Source organism: Bacillus aerolatus (assembly GCF_009183655.1).
GTDB classification, from domain to species: domain Bacteria; phylum Bacillota; class Bacilli; order Bacillales; family Domibacillaceae; genus Pseudobacillus; species Pseudobacillus aerolatus.
The window spans coordinates 13330-35438 of sequence record NZ_WEIO01000019.1 but is presented as its reverse complement, the minus strand read 5'-3'; the positions used below and the strand labels follow the sequence as shown (position 1 = coordinate 35438).

Genomic DNA, 22109 nt, shown 5'->3' with positions numbered 1-22109 from the left:
AGATGAGATTTCCCTTAGCGCAAGCTAGTAAGATCCCTGAAAGATGATCAGGTAGATAGGTTCGGGGTGGAAGCGTGGCGACACGTGGAGCTGACGAATACTAATCGATCGAGGACTTAACCAAAACGAAACGTTCAGGCACTGAACATGCCTGAACGGGACAAACGAATAACACCAAATGGCACGGTATTGCCGGTTACTTATACAACATATTATCCAGTTTTGAAAGAACAAAAAAGTCTTGCCAAATAAGAATTTTTTGTTATAATAAGAAATGTCTTCAACAGTCTGGTGGCGATAGCGAAGAGGCCACACCCGTTCCCATCCCGAACACGGAAGTTAAGCTCTTCAGCGCCGATGGTAGTTGGGGGATTCCCCCTGTGAGAGTAGGACGTTGCCAGGCAAATAGAAAAGTGAAAGCGGCCGATCAGACTCGGCAGATATAAGACGTATTGCCGAAGTGGCGCTCTTTGCCACACAGGTGAGGCGGCTTATGACCGAGAGGCTGGCCGCTGTAGCTGGACAATAGAAAAGTGAAAGCACCTTGACACCTCAAAGTATCCGAGTTGTTGGTGCTTTCAATTGAATTATACATTCCGCAGTAGCTCAGTGGTAGAGCAATCGGCTGTTAACCGATCGGTCGCAAGTTCGAATCTTGCCTGCGGAGCCATGCTTCCATAGCTCAGCAGGTAGAGTGCTTCCATGGTAAGGAAGAGGTCACCGGTTCGAGCCCGGTTGGAAGCTTACTATTTTGTTTTTTAGAGATGGCCCCTTGGTCAAGCGGTTAAGACACCGCCCTTTCACGGCGGTAACACGGGTTCGAATCCCGTAGGGGTCACCATTTATGGAGGATTAGCTCAGCTGGGAGAGCATCTGCCTTACAAGCAGAGGGTCGGCGGTTCGATCCCGTCATCCTCCACCATCTCTTTTAACGTACACATGCCGGTGTAGCTCAATTGGTAGAGCAACTGACTTGTAATCAGTAGGTTGGGGGTTCAAGTCCTCTTGCCGGCACCACGTTTTTTGTGGAGGGGTAGCGAAGTGGCTAAACGCGGCGGACTGTAAATCCGCTCCTTCGGGTTCGGCAGTTCGAATCTGCCCCCCTCCACCAGTTTTATGAATACATGAAACTTGGACATACTTAGAATGTCCTTTTTGTTTCGGTACATAATAATTGGGCTATAGCCAAGCGGTAAGGCAACGGACTTTGACTCCGTCATGCGCTGGTTCGAATCCAGCTAGCCCAGCCACAACGAGCCATTAGCTCAGTTGGTAGAGCATCTGACTTTTAATCAGAGGGTCGAAGGTTCGAGTCCTTCATGGCTCACTTCTTTAAAAAAAGCTGCTTGATCAAGGTGATTAATTCACTTTGGTCAAGCAGCTTTTTTCTGTTTGCAAAATTTGAATAATTATTCAGAAAAATGTCAAGTTGAGTCAAGGAGCCGTTTCCTAGTAAAATAAAGCGAGCATGGGGAGAGGAGATTTTTTATGACTAAACAGAAAAAAGTATCAATTATCGGAGTGCCGATGGATTTAGGCCAATTGCGCAGAGGGGTGGATATGGGACCCAGTGCAATCCGTTATGCAGGGATAACTGAGCGTCTTGAAGCTTTACAATATGAAGTGGAAGATTGCGGAGATATTGAAATCAGCAGAAATCATGCTGTTCATAGTGAAGATACAAATTTAAAGAATTTGAAAGCGGTTGTTGAAGCAAACACAAGGCTGGCAAAAAAAGTAGATGAAGTGATTCAATCTGGCAGCATTCCGCTCGTGCTGGGCGGGGACCACAGCATTGCAATCGGCACGCTTGCAGGTACGACTAGGCACTACAAAAACCTTGGTGTCATTTGGTACGATGCCCATGGCGACTTAAATACCGCGGAAACTTCTCCTTCAGGCAACATACACGGTATGCCATTAGCCGTTAGTATCGGCGTCGGGCACGAAGAGCTCACCGGCATTTATGGCGACGCGCCAAAAGTAAAGCCGGAACACATTGTAATTATCGGCGCTCGTTCACTCGATGAAGGCGAAAAAGTTCTCATTAAGGAAAAAGGAATCAAAGTATACACGATGCATGAAGTCGATCGTCTTGGAATGACGAAGGTCATTGAAGAAGCGATTGAGTATTTAAAAGAAAAAACAGATGGAGTTCACCTCTCGCTCGATCTGGACGGATTAGATCCAAATGATGCACCAGGTGTCGGAACGCCGGTAAATGGCGGCATCAGCTATAGAGAAAGCCATTTAGCCATGGAAATGCTGGAGGAAAGTGGATTGATTACTTCTGCTGAGTTTGTAGAAGTAAATCCGATTCTCGATGAAAAAAATAAAACGGCTTCAGTAGCTGTTGCCTTAATGGGCTCTTTATTTGGAGACAAACTGCTGTAAAAAAATAACCGGAAGTTCTGGCACAAGGCCAGCTTCCGGTTATTTTGATTGTTCAAGTTGATTCAACAGCTGATCGAGCTCGACACTAATTTCTACGACTCTTTTATCGGTAAATGATGTTTGCATCGCTAACATCACCATATTATTCCGGCAATCCTCAATTTTATCTAGTATATCTATTGCAGCCGTCATCATTTTTCAACTCCCGCTGTCATTTTGTTATATTTATAATACCCTTTTACAAAAAAATGTAAACTTTTTTCTTTAATTTGTTATGATAGAGTTATGTCTTTTTTTTTGAAACCTTTTTGATTGATGATCGTATTAAAAGATACCTGCGAGGGCAGGAGGTAAAAGTGATGGAGTTAATTGTCCAAAGAAGGATTAAACAAGTCTTAAAAGGGGACCAGAATGCATTTGGCGAGATCGTGGAGCTTTATAAAGATAAAGTGTACCAAATCTGTTACCGGATGCTATGGGACCGTTATGAGGCGGAAGACGCGGCTCAGGAAACATTTATTAAAGCGTTTATCAATATTCACACGTATGATCCCGGAAAAAAATTTGCGACGTGGTTATATAGAATTGCTACGAATCTTTGCATAGACCGTATTCGCAAAAAAAAGCCGGATTATCACCTTGATGCTGAAGTTGCTGGAACAGAAGGTCTGAATATGTATTCGCAAGTCGCTTCGGCCGAGAAACTTCCGGAAGAAGCTGTAGAGAACTTAGAGCTGAAGGAAACGATTCAGGCAGCTATCTTTAAGCTTCCCGAAAAATACAGGTCAGTCATCGTCTTAAAATATATCGAAGAGCTGCAGTTGCAGGAAATTGCGGAAATTTTGGAATTGCCCCTAGGTACGGTGAAAACGCGCGTACATAGAGGGCGCGAAGCACTTCGGAAATATTTGCGGAATGTGTAAAGAAGGGATGTGTGGAATCATGGCTTCTTGTCAAAAAGAGATTGTTCGGTTGATGCACAGATATTTAGATGGGGAGCTTGTTTCCGGGGAGAAACGAAAACTAAAAGCACATTTGGAAAGCTGCGACAATTGCCAGCAGCACTTTTTGGAGTTAAAAAAAACAATCGCCTTCGTACAAAGTGCATCCCATCTTCAGGCACCGGAGGGATTTACTGAAAATGTCTTACTCTCCTTGCCGAAAGAAGTGAAAACAATCGGCATGCAGCGCTGGATACGGAAACATCCATTTTTTGTGGCGGCTTCTTTGTTCCTGACTTTGATGACAGGCGGCTTTTTCTCATTATGGCAGCAGGAAACTGAAAACTTTGCTTTTACGAAGCATGAGAACCTGCAAGTAGAAAATGACACAGTCATTATTCCCGCTGGAGAAAAAGTGAAAGGGGATATCGTTGTCGAAAACGGAAATATCCGAATTGAGGGAGAAGTGCAGGGGAACGTAACCGTCATTAACGGTGAACAGTATATGGCTTCAGCGGGAAACGTCACTGGAGACATTGAAGAGATCGACGAGGCCTTCGGCTGGATGTGGTTTAAATTGAAAAAAACAGCGGCAGGAGTGTTCGATTAACGGCTGAAAGTACTCTTTTTGTTCTGAAGCAGCGAATGCCTGCTTCTTTTTCAATTCTGACTTTTCGCCAGACTGTGTTATAATGAGCTGGTTAAGTAAAAAAATAAAGCCTCTGTACGGCTACAGTCATTACATTATTGGAGGATGTAATATGCCGTTTTCAAATTACTTCGAACATTTTACGGCATTGGATTATTTGTCTAATGCGCTGGATATATTACTTGTTTGGTTTGTTGTTTATAAACTTTTAATGGTTATACGCGGTACGAAAGCCGTTCAGCTCGTTAAAGGAATTTTTGTTATTGTAGTCGTACGGAGTTTAAGCGGGCTGCTTGGACTTGATACGTTAAGTTGGATAATGGAACAAGCATTAACATGGGGGTTTCTGGCGGTTATTATTATTTTCCAGCCGGAAGTACGCCGGGCTCTTGAACAGCTCGGCCGGGGCAGGCTGTTTTCAAGAAATGTCATTCAGGAAGACAAAGAGCAGCGCGAGTTAATAGAAGCACTGATAAAGTCAGTCAGCTATATGGCAAAAAGGCGAATTGGCGCACTTATTTCAATAGAAAAAGAAACAGGAATGAATGATTATATTGAAACAGGCATTCCACTGCATTCATCTATTACTTCTGAATTGCTGATTAATATCTTCATTCCAAATACGCCGCTTCATGACGGGGCGGTCATTATTCAAAAAAATGAAATTGCTGCAGCGGCCTGTTATTTGCCGCTTTCGGAAAGCCCATTTATCTCAAAAGAACTCGGGACGAGGCATAGGGCTGCTTTAGGTATTAGTGAAGTAACTGATAGTATTACGATTATCGTCTCTGAAGAAACGGGTGCCGTTTCTGTCTCGAAAAATGGAGAATTATTTCGAGACTTATCTTCCGAGGACTTTGAAAAGCTGTTGGAACACGAATTACTTAGGATAGAAAATGATTCCTCTAACCGGTGGAGCTGGAGGGGGAGAAAAAGCAATGGATAAATTTGTGGAAAGTTCCTGGTTTGTGCGTATCGTTGCTTTGCTGCTGGCCGTTTTAGTTTATACATCTGTGAACTTTAGTGATTTTCAGCTTAATAAAAAAGCTGATAACTCCGCTCAAGAAAACAGTGAAATCATTACCGATGTGCCGATTCAGGCATATTATGATACAGAGAATTTATTCGTTTCTGGCGTTCCTGATAAAGTGAAAGTAGAGGTTGAAGGGCCGAAAAGCATTATTGAATCAACGAAGCGGCTGAGAGACTTTGAGCTTTTTATTGATTTAACGAACGTGAGTATTGGTGAACACCGCGTGCCCATTAAGCATAAACAGTTTTCTGACAAACTCAAAGTGACGGTGCATCCGGAAGCGGTGAACGTATTGATTGAAGAAAAAGTGTCCGATAACTTTGTCGTCAGCCCTGAATTTAATGACAATATGCTGGCGGAAGGCTACCAAGAGGAAGCTGTTTCTGTCGATCCAAAACGGGTGAAAGTGACTGGGTCTAAAGCCGCACTTAATAGAATTGTTTATGTGAAAGCTACGCTTGATGTGAAAGAAAAAGTAGATAAAGAAACAACCGGTACAGCGAAAGTTCAAGTGCTGGACGGTGAATTGAATAAGCTCGACGTCAAAGTAGAACCGGAAACGGTCCAAGTGTCCATTTCTGTAAAAAACCCGAGCAAAAAAATAGCACTCAAAGTATTTCCGAAAGGCACACCGCCAAAGGGAGTGAAAATCACTTCCATTAAACCCGAAACAGAAGAGCTCACAATTTACGGCAAAGAATCCATTTTAAAAGAAATGGAAGAGCTAGTTATTCCAGTCGAGGTTGATGGCGTGAAAAAAGATACAATACTTACTGTACCGATTGAAATTGGCGAAGGTTTAAACTTTGTTTCACCGCAAACGGTGAAAGTGAAAGTGACAGCCGAAGAAAGTTCGGAAAGTGAACCAGAAAACGGGGAATAAAGCCGTTTGAACAGAAGGTAAAGTAAAGGAGAGAATCGATACATGGGAAAGTATTTTGGAACTGATGGAGTAAGAGGTGTGGCGAATACGGAATTAACACCGGAGCTGGCCTTTAAGTTAGGTAGATTCGGGGGATATGTTTTAACGAAAAACGCAGAGCGTCCAAAAGTTGTCGTGGGCAGAGATACACGTATCTCCGGTCATATGCTTGAAGGCGCCCTCGTTGCCGGCCTTTTATCTATTGGAGCAGAAGTGATGCGCCTCGGTGTTATTTCTACCCCTGGCGTAGCTTATTTAACGAAAGTGATGGATGCCCAGACAGGCGTCATGATCTCAGCTTCTCATAATCCAGTAGCTGACAATGGCATTAAGTTTTTTGGTCCGGATGGATTCAAATTGACGGATGAGCAAGAGGACGAAATCGAAGCACTGCTTGATCAAGAAATAGATAACTTGCCGCGGCCGACTGGTGCTGATCTTGGACAGGTCAGTGATTACTTTGAAGGCGGACAAAAATACATTCAGTACTTAAAACAATCAGTGGACGAAGATTTTTCCGGCATCCACATTGCTCTGGACTGCGCTCATGGCGCCACTTCTTCATTGGCCACTCACTTGTATGCAGATTTAGAGGCAGATATTTCAACGATGGGCACCTCGCCGAACGGTTTGAACATTAATGACGGCGTCGGCTCTACTCATCCAGAAGCACTCGCTGCTTTCTTATTGGAAAAAGGAGCGGATATTGGTTTATCTTTTGATGGCGATGGCGACCGTTTAATTGCGGTTGATGAAAAAGGAAAGATCGTAGACGGCGATCAGATTATGTTTATTTGTGCAAAATATATGCACGAACAAGGCCAGTTAAATCAATCTGTTGTCGTTTCGACCGTCATGAGCAATCTTGGCTTTTATAAAGGCCTGGAAGTACTTGGCATTCAAAGCGTACAAACGGCAGTCGGCGACCGCTATGTCGTTGAGGCGATGAAAAAGAATCAATACAACCTTGGTGGAGAACAGTCCGGCCACATCATTTTTCTAGATTACAATACGACTGGCGACGGGTTATTAACCGGCCTGCAGCTCGTCAACATTATGAAAATGACAAAAAAACCTTTGTCAGAGCTAGCAGCGGAAATGAAAAAGTATCCACAAATTCTTGAAAATGTGCGGGTAACCGACAAATATAAAGTAACAGAAAATGAAAAAGTGAAAACTGTTATTTCTGAAGTAGAAGCAGAAATGAATGGAAACGGCCGCGTGCTCGTTCGCCCATCAGGGACAGAGCCGCTCGTGCGTGTCATGGTGGAAGCCCAGACAGAAGAACAGTGCAAAGCTTACGTAGAGCGAATTGCCGCTGTCGTAAAAACGGAAATGGGACTTACTGAATAAAGATTAAGATTTAATTGTATAGTATGAGGAACTATAGTAAAAAAGGGGCGCACCATTGCGCCTCTTTTTCATATAAATGTAATAACATTTGTTTAAGTAAAAAAGTAAATACAGTTGACTGAAGGAAATCGATTAGTGTATGATAATCCTGCTTTACAAAAACTAAGGGAAGGAGAAGGGACAATCATTGATCATTCGTTTTATAAAGCGCCTGAACTAGCAGGAGAGAGCCTGGCTAGTTGACGAGGTGGAGGTTTATCGAAATGTTCGGCGGATGCCTCCCGGTTGATTTCTGCACAATCGTCAGTCCTTCTTTAAATCGTAAGGGTAACCTTGCGGACAAAGGGAATGGAAATGCGGATAAGAGAATATAAAAGAAGAGCGGCAAATAAGCCCTCTGCTTTTGCCTGCCTTCTTTGTTAGGAGGAACGTGTTATGTGCGGAATTGTTGGTTATATCGGTTTTAAAGATGCGAAAGAAATTTTATTGAATGGATTGGAAAAGTTGGAGTACCGGGGCTACGACTCAGCCGGTATTGCTATTAGAAATGAAAAAGACGTACACGTTTTTAAAGAAAAAGGACGGATTGCTGATCTTCGGAAAATCGTGGATACTCATATAAATGCTGCTACAGGAATCGGCCATACGCGCTGGGCCACACACGGTGTGCCAAGCACGGAAAATGCCCATCCCCATCAAAGTCTGTCCGGACGCTTCACACTTGTTCATAATGGTGTCATCGAAAATTATGAACAACTAAAAAAAGAATACTTGCTAGATGTGCCGCTCAAAAGTGATACTGACACGGAAGTGATTGTCCAGCTGATAGAAATCTTCGTAAATGAAGGCCTCGATACGGAAGCAGCCTTTCGCAAAACGCTGCATTTGTTAAAAGGTTCTTATGCACTTGGTCTTTTGGATAAAGAAAAAGCAGAAACGATTTTCGTCGCAAAAAATAAAAGTCCGCTTCTCATTGGCCTTGGAAACGGATTTAATGTTATTGCCTCCGATGCGATGGCTATGATTCAAGTTACGGATCAATTCGTGGAATTAATGGACAAAGAGATGGTGATCGTGACAAAAGAAAAAGTGACGATTAAAAGCCTCAATGATGAAGAAATTGAGCGCGCTCCTTACACAGCGGAACTGGATGCCGGCGACATCGAAAAAGGCACGTATCCGCATTATATGCTGAAAGAAATTGACGAGCAGCCGCTCGTAATGAGAAAAATCATTCAGGCTTACCAGAACGATCAAGGAAAATTGACAGTAGATGAAAACATCGTTCAAGCTCTACAGGAAGCAGACCGCTTGTACATTGTTGCATGTGGAACGAGCTATCATGCCGGACTTGTCGGTAAGCAGTACTTGGAAACGATCGCCAAAATTCCAACAGAGGTTCACGTAGCGAGTGAATTTGTTTACAATATGCCGCTCTTGTCTGAAAAGCCGTTATTTGTTTTTATTTCCCAAAGCGGTGAAACAGCAGACAGCAGGGCTGTGCTTGTTAAAGTTAAAGAGCTCGGTTATCAAGCATTGACGATTACAAACGTTCAAGGGTCGACGTTATCTCGTGAAGCTGACTATACGCTTCTGCTTCATGCTGGACCGGAAATCGCCGTTGCTTCCACGAAAGCTTATACAGCTCAAATTTCCGTTCTTTCGATTCTCGCTAATGCAACAGCGGAGACACGCGGCATAAAGCCGGAATTTGATCTTATTCATGAACTCGGCATCGTCGCCAATGCGATGGAAGTGCTTTGCGATACGAAAGACGAATTCGAACAAATTGCTAGAGACTACTTGTCTACAACACGTAATTGTTTCTTTATCGGCCGTTCCATTGACTATTACGTAGGTCTTGAAGGAGCATTGAAGCTGAAAGAAATCTCTTATATTCAAGCGGAAGGCTTTGCCGGAGGAGAACTGAAGCACGGCACGATCGCTTTAATCGAAGAGGGCACACCAGTCATTGCCCTAGCTACTCAAGAAAATGTGAATTTAAGTATTCGCGGCAATGTGAAAGAAGTCACTGCCCGCGGTGCCAATCCGTGCATCATTTCCATGAAAGGCTTAGAAAGTGAAGACGACCGCTTCGTCATCCCGGCTGTTCATGAACTCTTCACACCGCTCGTTGCTGTCATTCCGACGCAGCTCATCGCTTACTATGCCGCTTTACATCGTGACTGCGACGTTGATAAGCCGCGCAACCTGGCTAAGAGCGTGACGGTGGAATAAGTAATAAAGCTTGTTTTTAGCTTTTGTTGATTTTAAATAAAGTTCGATTATTTATAAAAAAGATTGATAATTTATAATAAATTTTGATAAAAAACAACCTCTTAAGGTACGATATCCGTAAGAGGTTGTTTTTTATTTTCAGAAAACCAAAATGGTGGCGTAGGCAATGATTGAAAAATATTTTGGAGAATGGCATGTAAGTGAAACTGATATTACTTTAAGTGGATTCCTGGAAATAAATAATGACACCAAAGAATATATATTAAACCTTTATAGTGATAAGCCTCTACAACTAGGTCCAATAGTAGCCCAATTAGAGAATTATATAATTAGTGTAAGGTACAATACAGGTACAAGCTATAATTCGAAATCGCCTAATAAAAAAACTATGAAAACATCTAGTTATATAGAAATTCAATTCAAAAAATATCTTTAGAACGTCACTTTTTAAACCTAATACAAGCACTAGAAGTTTATCATAGATTGACAGGAATAAATGAAGTTATGCCTAAAGATAAGCATAAAGCAAAAATTGAATCAATTATTAATAATACACCGAATGAATATAGGGGTTGGTTGAGAGGAAGGTTAAATTTCAGTAATGAACCAACACTACATGAAAGGTTAGAGATTTTACTTAATCCTACAACTGAAGATCCATTATTAGAAGCGGATTACTACTACCTATTTTTACTAAAGTATGAAGATAAGCAGAGTTTGATCAAAAATCCTGTATTGATATGCGGGATTTTTTCTTGTTCAGCAAACGGGGATCAGTATCGAAAGCAGGTGATGGTGTTTAGCGATCAAATATTTTTTTAAAATGTTACGAACTATGTATAAATGAGTTAGAACCCTGACAATATATAAAAAGATAATGCAGGTTGCAGTATGAACCAAAATATAAAGATATTTACCTATATAAACCAAAATATATTTTTGGAGGTCATTCATCATGCTAGAAGTAGAGCTGGATATCTTTTCGGGGATGTCTAATCCTAAATGGATTTTGTCCGAGGCAGAAGAGAAGGAATTGCTCGAAATTATAACTTCTGATCCGACACAAATTTCACCAGTGCATACCCCTGAGGAGAAGTTTGGCCTTGGCTATCGTGGATTGATTGTCCGGGAGATTAAGTCGGATGACGGCATTTGGAACAGGACTAATCGGATATTAGAAAGCCCACTCCCTTGGGCGTTCCGTGTTGGGAGTAAACCAGGTAAGCAAGCCGTCGCTGCTGAGTGGCTTTTGCAAACATCAGAAAAGAAATGCAGTAAAGTAACGGGCGAACTACGTGAAGTGGTTGCAGAAGGTGTCGTATTAATACCAACGTCTCGTGAAGTTGTTGATCTGACCACTAGTAGTGAAGGGAATAAAGTCTCCCGATCAGTAAGATGGGAGACTTGCCATTCCAATTTATTTTATAGTAATGCATCTACTTTCAATCAGCCTCAAAATATCTCTCAGAATAATTGCTATGCCTTCGCTAGCAATCATATTGGGGGTGGTCGCTGGGCTCATCCTGGCCTACACGGAGGACGTCCAGCAAGGGAATTCAATTGTAGTGACGTACAAGGCGGTCTTTACGCCGATGGTTGGACTCATCATGGTTGCTGGCCGAACGCATCGAAGGTATTGATTATTGCATGCTTTATATTTCCAGGCCATGATTTTCACTTTTATCGGCTTGTCTCGGATGGGCCTCGTTGGTTGTGGGCCCACAAACAAGGAGACGGACTAGCTAGACACACAGATAATGATGGGCGGACTATTGAAAATGATATTACACCTCTAAACTGTAACAGAGGGCGTTACACGGATTTCTGTGGTTTTTTCTATCAGAGCAACAGTACTGCCTTTGTCAAATCCTATTGACAAAGGCTGTTTTAATAAAAATGGGATTAATCTGAATATCTACTTAAGGACCTATTGGCTCGAGTGGCCATTGAAACTTCCGTGCCACGATGTCGTTAGGATGTATCCATAGAGTGCTGCCTCCTTCGAGCTGTATGTCAAAGCGGACCTCCAATTCTGCCCAAATGCTAATACCAGGGAAGATTTGGTTGAGGACCACCGGTGGCATCGGTTGAGACCCAGGCAGTCGGTGTTCCTTAAATTTATTAGAGCCCTCTAGAAAAATAAGCCGCTGGCCTTCGACATTTTCACCGATTTTTTTCCTATTATCAGTTCCGGGAGGGGCGAAGATGTGCTGGTAGAGGGTTTGTCTTCTAATTATCCAACATTTGCTCCATTGGTCTCCGCCCCCAGCAGTTGTAGACCCCATGAGATTGCCAAATAACTCGACATGGGGGGCAGAACGCCAGGGGCCACGTTCTGGTCGCGGGATCCTGTTTGCATGGAGCTCATAACGAGATACCACCCCGAAATGTAGTTTAAGTAACTACGTTCTTTGTTTTAGATTACAATTAACGACATCGAAAAATCGAACCAAATTTTTGAATCCTTGCAGCAAGACGGCTAAGTAAAAATGCCACTGCAGGAAACCTTTTTTAGCCCTGCTTATGGGATTGTAACGGACAAGTTCGGTGTAACCTTTCAAATTTACACAGAGGGTCAACAATAAATCATTATTTTTTTCATGAATAAAAAATAGCCCCATGGATAACCTAAAGGGGCTGTTTTGGTGACACTTTTTGGTTCTCAGATTAAAAAAGGTCAGAATTTTAATGGGATGTATTAGGGTTTGATGACATTAGATTACCTATAGTAACTTGGACGTGTTCAATGTAATCTAAACAAATTTTATCGTTTATTTTTAACAAATCGCAATATTGTTCTAACAGATAAGATCATAAAATCTGTTTATTTTACAAATTGATAATGAGAGAAACATTAAATACATCGAAAGGCAGAAAATGATCAAACTTTATTTCAAAGCTACATTTGTAATCTTAACGATTAATAAAATTGTTACATTTACAATAAGGTGCTTTAAATTTATGAAACTAAAGGGCAGAAGAATTAGTTATATAAAAAGCTGATCGACAAATAATACCGATCAGCTTTTTCCTGATGCTTATTCTTCTCGAATGACTAATAGTACACCAATAAAGATGAATATAGTACCTATCCAAAAAGACATGCCGATTTGTTCACCTAGTAATAACCACCCTAAAAAAGTACCGACTATAGGTTGGAAAAAGAAAAATAATCCGCCGCTTGAAGCGTTAAGCATTTGCAGTCCACGATTCCACAGTAAAAAGCCGCATGCTGTTGAAATAACTCCCAAGTATAAAAGACCGCCCCAAATAGATGGATGCATCATGACTTGAAAGTCGAGCTCAGCTAATCGACTAATTGTAAAAGGCGTTAGTAAGGCAATTGCCACAAGAATAGCATAACTCGTGATGACAATTTGTGAATATTGCTCTGGTACACGCTTAATAAGAACAGACATAAGTGACCATGTCAGCGCTGCAATAAGCAATGTTACGCCGCCAAGTTGTTGAGATGAATCGATATGGGCATTTCCAACAATAATATAGACACCGATTGTTGCTAAAATAATAGAAATTGCTTTTTTAAACGTAATTTTTTCTTTTAAAATGATGCGCGCAAATAGCACCATAAAGGCAGGTGTCGTTGAAGTAATAATGGCACCCATTTGTGCAGTAGAAAGCAACGTACCAACTTCTTGGGTTACGATAGAAATTGTATTTCCAATAAGCCCAATAATGAAAATTAATAGCCAATCTTGCTTTTCAATCCGCCATGATTGTTTTGTTATAACGCCAATAATTAGCAAGGCAAAAATCGCAATTACATAGCGAAACCATACTAATTCAAGTGGTGGTACAACGTCTACCACAACTTTTACCACAACATACATCCCGCCCCAAATACTAGCAGCGAGTGATAAATAGAAAGAACCTAATAAGGTGTTTTTCATTTTGTACCCTCCGTTTTCTCTAGACAATTCTTGTCCTTAACGGAGATGCAGCTACTCTGCCGTTAAGGGAGAATAACTACAGGTACATCATTTTCAAATAGTGGTGACCACATCATAAGCTTTCAGCTCACTTTCAAAATGTTTACTTTATCATATAATAATTTTGTTGAATTGAGTATAAAACTGTTCAACGTTTCGACTGCCTGTACGCTCGTACGATTTAAAAATTTGATGAATTATCACTTCATTATTAAATAAGTGGCGCGTTAGTTGAAGAAGAATTAAATGAATAATAAATTAATCTATTTAGATTTTATATTCAGAATAGAGTTATAATTGGTATAGTATTAATAAAGATTTGCAAGAAACGGGAGGAAAATGTTTTGGGAAAAAAAGCGTTATTATTAGGAGCGGGTTTTTCTTATGATTTACGTATGCCGCTTGCAAAAGGTGCAGGGGGAGAAAGTTGATGACAAAAAATCTTAATATGTTGTTAGCTGTCTTTCCACTATTTGTTTTGATGGCTGCTGCAGCGTCTTCTATTTTTTTCTGGAAAGCAGGCATGCTAGTACCACTGTTCGCGGGAATTACAGCGACAGCGATTGTTGGATTAATCATTGGATTTAAGTGGAAAGATTTAGAAGGTTTCATGGCAGGCGGTGTTTCGAAGGCACTGCCGGCAGTATTTATTCTTTTTATTATCGGGACTATTGTCGGCACTTGGATTGTAAGCGGCGTTATTCCAGCGTTAATTTATTATGGACTAGGTATCATTGATCCGAGAATCTTTTTGCCTACTGTTGTGCTTACGACTGGCATTGTCGCTATTACACTGGGCAGTTCTTTTACGTCAATCGCCACAATTGGCCTGGCGTTTATGGCAATTGGCCAAAGTATGGGGTTTTCTCCTGCTGTCATTGCCGGCGGAATCATCTCAGGTGCTTATTTCGGAGACAAACTTTCCCCGCTATCAGATACGACGAATGTGGCACCTGCCATGGTCGAATCAGACTTATTTTCGCATGTCCGTCATATGCTTTGGGATACCATTCCCGCCTTTTTTATTACACTAGTTATTTTCTTTTTTATTGGATTTGGCCACTCGAGAGATTTAGCTGCAGCAGAAGGTATTCAAACGATTATGACCGGTTTACAAGATACATTTGTCATTCATCCTCTTCTTCTGTTAATGCCTGTCTTTACGATCTTTTTAATGTTAAAGCGCTATCCTGCCGTTCCTTCACTTGTCATTGTTAGTTTGCTGGGCGGTGTCATTGCTTTGACTGTTCAAGGAAACAGTTTGTCTGAAGTGATCAATGTGATGACTAGTGGATATCAAGCTGATACAGGCAATGCAACGATCGATTCACTGCTCAGCAGAGGCGGTATTACGTCCATGCTCAATACCATTGGACTGGTTATTATTGCGACTGCACTCGGCGGGATTTTAGAAGGAACGGGTATTTTTAAACGGATCATCAGTGCGATGCTGACGAAAGCTCGCAGCACAGGATCTCTTATTTTATCCACACTTGTTTCTTCACTCGTCATTGGCTTTGCGAGCGGCGCGCAATTTCTTGCAATTATCCTGCCAGCGCGAGCCTTTTTAAATGTGTATAAAGAGCGCGGACTCGATACAAAAAATTTATCTAGAAGTGTTGAAGCTGCTGGCACAGTAGGTATTAACCTTGTTCCATGGAGCGTTCCTGCTATCTTTGCCGCGGATGTACTGGGTGTTAGCCCATTTGCTTTTATCCCTTACATTTTCTTTGCTTACCTTGTGCTAATTATTAATGTCCTTTACGGGTATACAGGGATTTCAATCGCGAAAAAAGACTATGGAATAGCAAAATATGAACCTATTACAAATGAATCTGAAAATCCAATGGACAAATTAGGGAGCTGAAAGCAAGTGGTACGATCAGAAACGATTATCAAAGTATTGGGAACAGCACAGGATGGGGGAGTTCCTCAGCCTAACTGTTTCTGTTCTAACTGCAAGGATGCCTTAAAGAACCCACTCAAAAAAAGATTGGCTGCATCGCTCGGCATTCTTTTACCTGAACTGAAGAAGTGGTACTTAATTGACGCGACACCCGACTTTAAAGATCAGTTGAATATGATCAACGCCGAACATCATGAACCGCAGGAGTTAAGCGGCATCTTTTTAACCCATGCGCATATTGGCCACTATCCAGGTTTAATCTTTCTAGGAAAAGAAGCAATGTCCGCTCAATCGCTGCCGGTCTTTACCGGTGAAAAGATGCACCGCATGTTAAAAGAAAATGCGCCGTGGAATCAATTAATTGAACTGAATAATATTGAGATACACCCATTATTGCCAAATCAACACCCAACATTAAATGTCGATTTTGAGATCACGCCTATAAGTGTGCCTCATAGAAATGAATTGTCAGAGACATTCGGGTTTATCATTAGCGGTCCCAACAAAAAAGTGCTATATATTCCGGATATTGATCGGTGGGAAGACTGGGAACACAGCATCGCCGAAATGGCTTCAAATGTTGACTACTGTTTGCTGGATGCTACTTTTTATTCATCCGATGAATTAAAACGATTGGGAAGAAACTACAAAGAAATTCCGCATCCATACATAGAAGAGACGATGGATTTATTGCAGGAAGTGGTGGATCAGAAGAAATGTGACGTGTATTTTTTGCACTTTAATCATACAAATCCAATAATAAATTCAGAAAGTCCTGAATACAAAGATCTCGTCAAACGAGGTTTCAAAGCGGCACGTGAAGGAATGGAATTTATATTGTAAGGGGTATCGCTAACATTTTGCATTCTCCTGTACTGTCAGAACAGACTATATACTTGGAAAAGGAACTTCAAGGAAAGCTTGGAGGAAGGTTTGTCAATATGAGAAGACTATGGCAGTATATAAGCATATAGGGGAACCCCCTATATGTTTTTTTGTGAATTTCAAGTTCGTAACGGCTATTCTTACGAAGTTGTAAAAAGGAAATTGAAAATAATTCTTACATATTAGAATGAACAATACCGAATGGAGGAAATGAAGTTATGGTTGATTTGCCAAATTGCCCAAAATGTAATTCAGAATACACTTACGAAGATGGAAGTCTTTTTGTTTGCCCGGAATGTGGTCATGAGTGGACTTTAGAGTTAGAAGCTGAAAATAGTGAAGATAAAAAGATTGTTAAAGATGCAAATGGAAATATCTTAAACGATGGTGATTCTGTCACAGTAATCAAAGACCTTAAAGTAAAAGGAAGCTCATTAGTCGTAAAAATAGGTACAAAAGTAAAAAGTATACGTTTAGTTGATGGAGATCATGATATTGATTGCAAAATTGATGGTTTTGGAGCGATGAAATTAAAGTCTGAATTTGTTAAAAAGGCATAAATGCGGTTTTAATTGCAACAGAATGTTATCAACAAAAGAAATAAAACTTTTCATATAAAGAGCGGCGCATATTAGTACAATATGTGCCGCCCTAGTTAGCTGAAGAAGAAATTTGTTTTATTCTACAAGAATCGATACGGCACTATACACTAATAATAAAGCCATAACCATATTAAACTGACTTCTATACTTTGCTAGGAATCTTTGAAACAGTGAACCGAACACACTCCAACTCATCGTACTAAGAAAACCAACAAAAGCTAGAAATAATGAAAAAAAGAGTAAGCTGAAATTCGAAGTGTAATATGGAACGATAAAGGTTGATACTGCCGTTATGCCGTATAAAATACCTTTCGGGTTTACGAATTGTAAAAGCATACCTGTAAAAAATCCGTTGTTTTTATCCCCATCATCGTCTTTATCATTATTTTTACTGCCCATTATTTTTATCGCCAAATACAACATATAGATTGCAGCTAGGATTGTCATAGCAAATTCAATTTTTGGAATGAAGTTTTTAAGCAAAAGATTAAAATAACTAGATAATAGCATGATGACAAAGAAACCTGCTCCTACCCCTAAACAAAACTTAAGTGTCTTTTTAAAGCCGTACTTATTAGCAAATAACATGGCCATAATATTATTAGGACCTGGAGTAAAACTAGTAACAAAAACATATAGCAAAAACGACAATAAAGGCATATTGGCCCTCCTCTAAGTTGTATGCTATGATGATCAAAATAAACGTTATAACGATTTGCTTTTTATCGTACAATATGGACGTTATATTGTAAATAGGGAGTGTATTTATGGAGGAAATAAACCTTATAATTGCAAAAAACTTAAGAGCCTTGAGAGAAGGTAAAAAATTAAGCCTTGAGAAGGTCGCAGAGCTGACTGGAGTAAGTAAAACAATGATTGGTCAAATTGAAAGAGGCGAATCGAGCCCCACGATTACAACGATCTGGAAAATTGCCAACGGCTTAAAGATCTCTTTTACTTCTCTAATAAATAATCCACAGCCAGATACTAAAGTTATTTTAAAAAGTGACGTTCAAGCATTATCTGAAGATAACGGAAAATATCGAGTGTATCCCTACTTTCCTTTCCAAGATGATAGACGCTTCGAAGTGTATACAGTCGAGATAGAAAAAGGCGGGTTTCTTAGTGCAGATTCGCACGGAGAGGGAACTGAGGAATTTTTAACTGTTTTTGATGGAGAATTAACTGTCAGTGTAAATAACATTGAATATACAGTGAGAAGTGGTGATTCTATCAGGTTTAAGTCTGACAGACCCCATGCCTATCATAATTCAGGAGAAACATTAACTCGATTAAGTATGACCATATATTATCCCGCTTAAAAACCCTGTTCTTGTAGAACGGGGTTTTGTTTTTATCATTTTAATAATAGGTGCGATTGGTACGCAAAATATGAGGGATAATAAAAGAGGTTGAGAATCAATTAAAAGAGATTTTACATTTGTCCCACTGGAACAGACAACACTAGAATAAATCATACTCATGCAGAGAAACTAAAAGTAAATATAGGGGTTAATCAAAGGGAGGTGTTTCTGTGAATCAAGGGGATTGTGATCTTTCACCAATGAAACAAACATTAAAAGAAGATATTCAGCAAGTAATAATGGCACTTCAGAATAACTTAGACGCAATGGATGATGAAAGTGATTGTCTTTTAGGGAATTTTGAAAAAATTAAAGAAAAATTTGTACACATTGAAATGACAGCTGCTACTTTTTATTTAAACTGTTATTTATCTCCGTTTACGGATAAATATTTAGAATTGTCGCTCTGTGTCCAAAATATGTCGATTCGAAGACACGGTGGTTTAATTGTGATTCAACGCAAAGATGCTCTTGACTCTTTGATTCAACCCGGCGTTTTGATCAGAGCTGAACTCACTCATTCTTTATTGGAATCCATCTTCTTTCCGGGAAATCCACTTCACGACGGTGCTGTAATGGTCAGCAATAACCAGATCGTTTCTGCGGCAAATGTTCTTCCGCTTTCAGACACGGCCGCTAGTGATCAAACATTGGGGACACGCCATAGAGCGGCGCTAGGTTTATCTGAACGAAGTGATGCTCTTGTGCTAGTTGTTTCTGAGGAAACAGGCAAAATTTCATTTGCCTTTAGTGGAAACCTTTATCCAATCACAACAGGAACAACTTTCTTTTAGGCTGTTTTCTAAAAGATCGTTGTTTTTGTAGTGTATTCTTATGACAAAAAGTGTAGCAAAAGGGTTGATTGGAGCGGAAGGTGCGAGACTCCTGCGGGATTAGCGGGACAGGTGAGACGCCGCAGGAGCAAAGCGACGAGGAGGCTCACCGCCCGCCCCGCGGAAAGCGAGCATCCTGGAGTGGAAACCAACCCTTTTCTAATAGCAACAAAGCTTACGAAAATAGCCTTCATTTAAAAAGATAAAATGATAACGGTTGACAATGTGAAGCTCCTTGGAGAAAATGTATATATAGGAATGTATGTTCGGATTATTTGTCGAGCTGACCTTTTCCATTGTACTCGTATTTGATAAAAGGAGTGAGTTTTAAGTGGGGAATTCAAATCAAAAAATTACTACGTTTTTAATGTTCGATGGCCAAGCAGAAGAAGCAATGAACTTTTATACGTCTTTATTTGAAGAGTCAGAAATAATTAGTATTATGCGTTATGGAGCGAATCAAGCGGGTAAAGAGGGAACAGTGCTGCGTGCTGAATTTTCGTTAAAGGGACAAGTGTTTATGTGTATAGACAGCAATATTAAGCATGAGTTTACATTTACACCTGCCATATCATTGTATGTGACGTGTGATACAGAGGAAGAAATTGATGAAGTGTTTGGGAAGTTGTCTCAAGGTGGAGAAGTTCTTATGCCATTAGCTGCTTATCCATTTAGTGAAAAGTTCGGTTGGGTTGCAGATAAATATGGCGTCTCTTGGCAAGTAACCCTTGCAAAAAACTAATTGTTAGTTGACAGTCGATACCGAAAAATACAATACAAAAAACAGCGATATAAGCAGGTCAGGACCGCTTCCAAAACGAAGACGGTCCTTTTTTATAAGCAATTGAGCTGATGTTCAAATGGATTAACAAGCGAAGGAGCCGCGGCCAATCAGGTCTATCCCATTATGCTAGTTAATAATATGGAGTAATACCTGGATTGGGGAAAGGGGGATATTATGATTCAGCTATCGGGGGTACCTTTTCAACAAAGCGGCACGTGGCCGTCTGGCAGCATTGAAAGGATGATTGTTCAGCGGATGAGTGAAGATCCGGTCGTTTATTCCTATCGATCCATAGATGAATTATCGTTTGAGCTTAAGCTGCGAAAAAATATTATATTAAGCGCAAGAGAATTGAATAGAAGCAAGGTGCGGTTTGAAGTGTTCGCAAAGTCTTATTGTAATCCTGAGTACTGGCATTTGACGAGCAGTGGAGGATTCCTATTGCGGTATGGTGTAAAGCCATCTGATGCTATTCAAGACATTTACATGAATAGCTCACAATATGGGTTTGAATGTGCAACGTCGATAATCATAATCTATTATCATGCTGTCCTAAACGTAATTGGTGAATATTCTTTTAATCAAATATTCCCAACCATCTATCTATACAGCTGGCATGTTGATACTGACCTCGGAGTAAGATCAAATTATACTAACCACATTTTACCCGGAGATGTTGTGTATTTTAAGAACCCGGATTTTAATCCGCAAGCCTCTCAGTGGAGAGGAGAAAATGCTGTTGTTCTTGGAGACGGCACATACTTTGGACATGGAATAGGGATAAAGACAGCTGAACAAATGATTGATGCTCTGAACAAAGAGAGAAGACCGGGGGCCAGCCAGTCAGCTTATTTGACAGATGTAGTTGCAAGGCCGTCTTTTAAACATTTGGCGAACATTTCAATGCCGCAACGAGGTCATTCCATTCACAAATATCACCATATAGTCTGTCAACATAATAAGAGTTCGATTTCAATTGATCGATATATGTTCTTGTTAAATACGTTATACAATAATATGAACTATTTAAATAGCTGCTTCTTGTTTATTTGATCTGTTAGGAAGTTTTAGATGGGAACAACATGCAGTATCCACTCAACATCTGCATAGAAAAAACAGGACCGGTATGTGAAGGTATATTCACATATCGGTGTTTTTGGTTTAATGTGTATTTAAGGAGTTCTTTGATGAAGAAACAATAGCAATGATTCAAGTTAAAATTTAGCAGGAAAAGTTTCTACATAGCAAGCTTGCGGAAAATAAGGGGGAAGAAAATGATTGCATTTGTATTAGTTGTGTTGACTTTATTCCTTATACCTGGACCAGCCGTGATGCTGACTCTCGCTCAAAGTGTAAGTGGAGGAAGAAGGAATGGTATTTTTACGGGTATTGGCATCGCTGTTGGTGATTTGATTCACACAATCGCTTTAGTGCTCGGCCTCTCTGCTATTTTAATGACGTCGTCACTTGCTTTCGAGATCATAAAGTACTTAGGTGCAGCCTATTTATTTTATTTAGGAGTACGTGCTTTTTTGGAAAAATCATCGGGCTTCACTGTCCAGTCGGTTAAACCCGCCAATTCAAGCCGCACATTTAATCAGGCGGTTTTGACTGAAGTACTAAATCCGAAAACAGCATTGTTCTTTCTTGCCTTCTTGCCTCAATTTGTGCGTCCAGAAGACGGTTCAGTTGTCATCCAATTGTCCGTTCTCGGCCTTACATTTGTCGCGTTAAGTATTATGTACACTACACTTATAGCCCTAGTCGCGGGTTCATTGAGCCAATGGCTTTCAGAAAAACAAGCCATCGCACGCTGGCAAGGGAAAGTTGTCGGTTTTGTCTACTTTGGCCTGGGCGTGCACATGGTTTTACAACACCAAAGATAAATGGCTTTTGATATTCGTATAAACTTCTAACGCACTATATTTTGGGCTATTTTACTATGTTTCGTCATAGTTACTTCCCGTTCATGATTACTATGCACCAGCATTTGTATCTACCTTAAAAGTCTTGATTTATCATATAGTATCATTTAATATATAATTAACAAAAAACGGAAGGGTGACCTTGGGACAATGATCAATTAATCCTATTTTTAAGAAAAAATTCGTTAAAAATACGGCCTTTTTTTCTGGATAGGATTAGTCTGTACATTTATATACAAACCAATAAAGATCATTGTGGCCCTTCCGTTAGGGGTATTGTGCTTTTTGATGTTGTATTGTGCCGCCTCCTGTCCAGAAATTTTGCAGGAG

The 22109-nt window shown here is 40.4% G+C and carries 21 protein-coding genes, 8 tRNA genes, 2 rRNA genes and 1 pseudogene; 29 read left to right on the top strand and 3 right to left on the bottom strand.

Going from position 1 to position 22109, the window contains the following annotated elements:
• From F9802_RS19035 to rocF, 11 genes are all read left to right on the top strand, one after another.
• Nucleotides 1-124, top strand: a 23S ribosomal RNA gene (locus F9802_RS19035); the annotation flags it as partial.
• Nucleotides 125-287: 163 nt separating this feature from the next.
• Nucleotides 288-403, top strand: a 5S ribosomal RNA gene (gene rrf, locus F9802_RS19030).
• A gap of 192 nt (nucleotides 404-595) precedes the next feature.
• Nucleotides 596-670, top strand: a tRNA-Asn gene (locus tag F9802_RS19025).
• 1 nt (nucleotide 671) lies between these two features.
• Nucleotides 672-744 (top strand) — tRNA-Thr (locus tag F9802_RS19020).
• A gap of 22 nt (nucleotides 745-766) precedes the next feature.
• Nucleotides 767-841: transfer RNA gene (locus F9802_RS19015), tRNA-Glu, on the top strand.
• Between the two features lie 5 nt (nucleotides 842-846).
• Nucleotides 847-922, top strand: a tRNA-Val gene (locus tag F9802_RS19010).
• Between the two features lie 19 nt (nucleotides 923-941).
• Nucleotides 942-1017: transfer RNA gene (locus F9802_RS19005), tRNA-Thr, on the top strand.
• A gap of 10 nt (nucleotides 1018-1027) precedes the next feature.
• Nucleotides 1028-1111: transfer RNA gene (locus F9802_RS19000), tRNA-Tyr, on the top strand.
• A 64-nt stretch (nucleotides 1112-1175) separates the two neighbouring features.
• Nucleotides 1176-1250, top strand: a tRNA-Gln gene (locus F9802_RS18995).
• Nucleotides 1251-1254: 4 nt separating this feature from the next.
• Nucleotides 1255-1327, top strand: a tRNA-Lys gene (locus tag F9802_RS18990).
• 161 nt (nucleotides 1328-1488) lie between these two features.
• The gene (gene rocF, locus F9802_RS18985) at nucleotides 1489-2394 is read left to right on the top strand and encodes an arginase (RefSeq protein WP_152154678.1); all 906 of its coding nucleotides are present in this window, start codon (nucleotides 1489-1491) and stop codon (nucleotides 2392-2394) included.
• A gap of 39 nt (nucleotides 2395-2433) precedes the next feature.
• On the opposite strand, the gene F9802_RS18980 is transcribed toward rocF, so the two are convergent.
• Nucleotides 2434-2589: an aspartyl-phosphate phosphatase Spo0E family protein gene (locus F9802_RS18980; RefSeq protein WP_152154677.1), complete on the bottom strand. Its 156-nt coding sequence runs from the start codon at nucleotides 2587-2589 to the stop codon at nucleotides 2434-2436.
• A 164-nt stretch (nucleotides 2590-2753) separates the two neighbouring features.
• Between F9802_RS18980 and sigW the strand changes: the two genes are divergently transcribed.
• The 10 genes and pseudogenes from sigW to F9802_RS20035 all read left to right on the top strand — a co-directional run.
• Complete coding sequence (gene sigW / locus F9802_RS18975) at nucleotides 2754-3317, top strand: RNA polymerase sigma factor SigW (protein WP_152154676.1); 564 nt, start codon at nucleotides 2754-2756, stop codon at nucleotides 3315-3317.
• A gap of 19 nt (nucleotides 3318-3336) precedes the next feature.
• A complete protein-coding gene (locus F9802_RS18970) occupies nucleotides 3337-3945 on the top strand; it encodes an anti-sigma factor family protein (protein WP_152154675.1) in 609 nt (202 codons plus the stop codon).
• Nucleotides 3946-4096: 151 nt separating this feature from the next.
• Nucleotides 4097-4930 (top strand): diadenylate cyclase CdaA, encoded by an 834-nt coding sequence (cdaA, locus tag F9802_RS18965; RefSeq protein ID WP_152154674.1) that lies wholly within the window; start codon nucleotides 4097-4099, stop codon nucleotides 4928-4930.
• A complete protein-coding gene (locus F9802_RS18960; protein ID WP_191992049.1) occupies nucleotides 4923-5900 on the top strand; it encodes a CdaR family protein in 978 nt (325 codons plus the stop codon). Before cdaA ends, F9802_RS18960 begins: the two co-directional genes overlap by 8 nt.
• Before the next feature lie 42 nt (nucleotides 5901-5942).
• Nucleotides 5943-7292: a phosphoglucosamine mutase gene (glmM, locus tag F9802_RS18955; RefSeq protein ID WP_152154672.1), complete on the top strand. Its 1350-nt coding sequence runs from the start codon at nucleotides 5943-5945 to the stop codon at nucleotides 7290-7292.
• Nucleotides 7293-7727: 435 nt separating this feature from the next.
• Nucleotides 7728-9530 (top strand): glutamine--fructose-6-phosphate transaminase (isomerizing), encoded by a 1803-nt coding sequence (gene glmS, locus F9802_RS18950; RefSeq protein ID WP_152154671.1) that lies wholly within the window; start codon nucleotides 7728-7730, stop codon nucleotides 9528-9530.
• A 166-nt stretch (nucleotides 9531-9696) separates the two neighbouring features.
• Nucleotides 9697-9966, top strand: coding sequence for a hypothetical protein (locus F9802_RS18945; protein ID WP_152154670.1), 270 nt, complete (start codon nucleotides 9697-9699; stop codon nucleotides 9964-9966).
• On the top strand, nucleotides 9948-10352 hold the full coding sequence (locus F9802_RS18940; protein WP_404799229.1) for a HEPN domain-containing protein: 405 nt from the start codon (nucleotides 9948-9950) through the stop codon (nucleotides 10350-10352). Before F9802_RS18945 ends, F9802_RS18940 begins: the two co-directional genes overlap by 19 nt.
• 133 nt (nucleotides 10353-10485) lie before the next feature.
• Nucleotides 10486-11406, top strand: coding sequence for a hypothetical protein (locus F9802_RS18935; protein WP_152154668.1), 921 nt, complete (start codon nucleotides 10486-10488; stop codon nucleotides 11404-11406).
• Nucleotides 11407-11968: 562 nt separating this feature from the next.
• Nucleotides 11969-12115, top strand: a pseudogene (locus F9802_RS20035) (VOC family protein); the annotation flags it as partial.
• Nucleotides 12116-12568: 453 nt separating this feature from the next.
• Here the strand turns inward: F9802_RS20035 and F9802_RS18925 are convergent.
• The gene (locus F9802_RS18925) at nucleotides 12569-13441 is read right to left on the bottom strand and encodes a DMT family transporter (protein WP_152154679.1); all 873 of its coding nucleotides are present in this window, start codon (nucleotides 13439-13441) and stop codon (nucleotides 12569-12571) included.
• Between the two features lie 469 nt (nucleotides 13442-13910).
• Here F9802_RS18925 and nhaC point away from each other — a divergent pair, with 469 nt between their 5' ends.
• From nhaC to F9802_RS18910, 3 genes are all read left to right on the top strand, one after another.
• Entirely contained in the window at nucleotides 13911-15347 is a 1437-nt protein-coding gene (gene nhaC, locus F9802_RS18920; protein ID WP_152154667.1) for a Na+/H+ antiporter NhaC, read from the top strand.
• 6 nt (nucleotides 15348-15353) lie between these two features.
• Nucleotides 15354-16229 carry an MBL fold metallo-hydrolase gene (locus F9802_RS18915; protein WP_152154666.1) on the top strand — a complete coding sequence of 292 codons (876 nt, stop codon included), beginning with the start codon at nucleotides 15354-15356 and terminating at the stop codon, nucleotides 16227-16229.
• Between the two features lie 260 nt (nucleotides 16230-16489).
• Nucleotides 16490-16831 carry a zinc ribbon domain-containing protein YjdM gene (locus F9802_RS18910; protein ID WP_152154665.1) on the top strand — a complete coding sequence of 114 codons (342 nt, stop codon included), beginning with the start codon at nucleotides 16490-16492 and terminating at the stop codon, nucleotides 16829-16831.
• Nucleotides 16832-16948: 117 nt separating this feature from the next.
• Here F9802_RS18910 and F9802_RS18905 read toward each other — a convergent pair whose 3' ends face one another.
• Complete coding sequence (locus tag F9802_RS18905) at nucleotides 16949-17533, bottom strand: LysE family transporter (protein WP_152154664.1); 585 nt, start codon at nucleotides 17531-17533, stop codon at nucleotides 16949-16951.
• A 107-nt stretch (nucleotides 17534-17640) separates the two neighbouring features.
• On the opposite strand from F9802_RS18905, the gene F9802_RS18900 reads away from it, so the two are divergent.
• From F9802_RS18900 to F9802_RS18875, 5 genes are all read left to right on the top strand, one after another.
• Nucleotides 17641-18195: a helix-turn-helix domain-containing protein gene (locus F9802_RS18900; protein ID WP_152154663.1), complete on the top strand. Its 555-nt coding sequence runs from the start codon at nucleotides 17641-17643 to the stop codon at nucleotides 18193-18195.
• A 212-nt stretch (nucleotides 18196-18407) separates the two neighbouring features.
• A complete protein-coding gene (cdaS, locus tag F9802_RS18895; RefSeq protein WP_152154662.1) occupies nucleotides 18408-19031 on the top strand; it encodes a sporulation-specific diadenylate cyclase CdaS in 624 nt (207 codons plus the stop codon).
• A 370-nt stretch (nucleotides 19032-19401) separates the two neighbouring features.
• Nucleotides 19402-19812 (top strand): VOC family protein, encoded by a 411-nt coding sequence (locus tag F9802_RS18885; RefSeq protein ID WP_152154660.1) that lies wholly within the window; start codon nucleotides 19402-19404, stop codon nucleotides 19810-19812.
• A gap of 216 nt (nucleotides 19813-20028) precedes the next feature.
• Complete coding sequence (locus F9802_RS18880) at nucleotides 20029-20907, top strand: protein-glutamine gamma-glutamyltransferase (protein ID WP_152154659.1); 879 nt, start codon at nucleotides 20029-20031, stop codon at nucleotides 20905-20907.
• Between the two features lie 221 nt (nucleotides 20908-21128).
• A complete protein-coding gene (locus F9802_RS18875; protein WP_152154658.1) occupies nucleotides 21129-21740 on the top strand; it encodes a LysE family translocator in 612 nt (203 codons plus the stop codon).
• The last annotated feature ends 369 nt before the right edge of the window (nucleotides 21741-22109 follow it).

Coding starts and splice junctions, on each gene's coding strand:
- rocF (WP_152154678.1), top strand. CDS start 1,489: ATGACTAAACAGAAAAAAGTATCAATTATCGGAGTGCCGATGGATTTA.
- F9802_RS18980 (WP_152154677.1), bottom strand. CDS start 2,589: ATGATGACGGCTGCAATAGATATACTAGATAAAATTGAGGATTGCCGG.
- sigW (WP_152154676.1), top strand. CDS start 2,754: ATGGAGTTAATTGTCCAAAGAAGGATTAAACAAGTCTTAAAAGGGGAC.
- F9802_RS18970 (WP_152154675.1), top strand. CDS start 3,337: ATGGCTTCTTGTCAAAAAGAGATTGTTCGGTTGATGCACAGATATTTA.
- cdaA (WP_152154674.1), top strand. CDS start 4,097: ATGCCGTTTTCAAATTACTTCGAACATTTTACGGCATTGGATTATTTG.
- F9802_RS18960 (WP_191992049.1), top strand. CDS start 4,923: ATGGATAAATTTGTGGAAAGTTCCTGGTTTGTGCGTATCGTTGCTTTG.
- glmM (WP_152154672.1), top strand. CDS start 5,943: ATGGGAAAGTATTTTGGAACTGATGGAGTAAGAGGTGTGGCGAATACG.
- glmS (WP_152154671.1), top strand. CDS start 7,728: ATGTGCGGAATTGTTGGTTATATCGGTTTTAAAGATGCGAAAGAAATT.
- F9802_RS18945 (WP_152154670.1), top strand. CDS start 9,697: ATGATTGAAAAATATTTTGGAGAATGGCATGTAAGTGAAACTGATATT.
- F9802_RS18935 (WP_152154668.1), top strand. CDS start 10,486: ATGCTAGAAGTAGAGCTGGATATCTTTTCGGGGATGTCTAATCCTAAA.
- F9802_RS18925 (WP_152154679.1), bottom strand. CDS start 13,441: ATGAAAAACACCTTATTAGGTTCTTTCTATTTATCACTCGCTGCTAGT.
- nhaC (WP_152154667.1), top strand. CDS start 13,911: ATGACAAAAAATCTTAATATGTTGTTAGCTGTCTTTCCACTATTTGTT.
- F9802_RS18910 (WP_152154665.1), top strand. CDS start 16,490: ATGGTTGATTTGCCAAATTGCCCAAAATGTAATTCAGAATACACTTAC.
- F9802_RS18905 (WP_152154664.1), bottom strand. CDS start 17,533: ATGCCTTTATTGTCGTTTTTGCTATATGTTTTTGTTACTAGTTTTACT.
- F9802_RS18900 (WP_152154663.1), top strand. CDS start 17,641: ATGGAGGAAATAAACCTTATAATTGCAAAAAACTTAAGAGCCTTGAGA.
- F9802_RS18880 (WP_152154659.1), top strand. CDS start 20,029: ATGATTCAGCTATCGGGGGTACCTTTTCAACAAAGCGGCACGTGGCCG.
- F9802_RS18875 (WP_152154658.1), top strand. CDS start 21,129: ATGATTGCATTTGTATTAGTTGTGTTGACTTTATTCCTTATACCTGGA.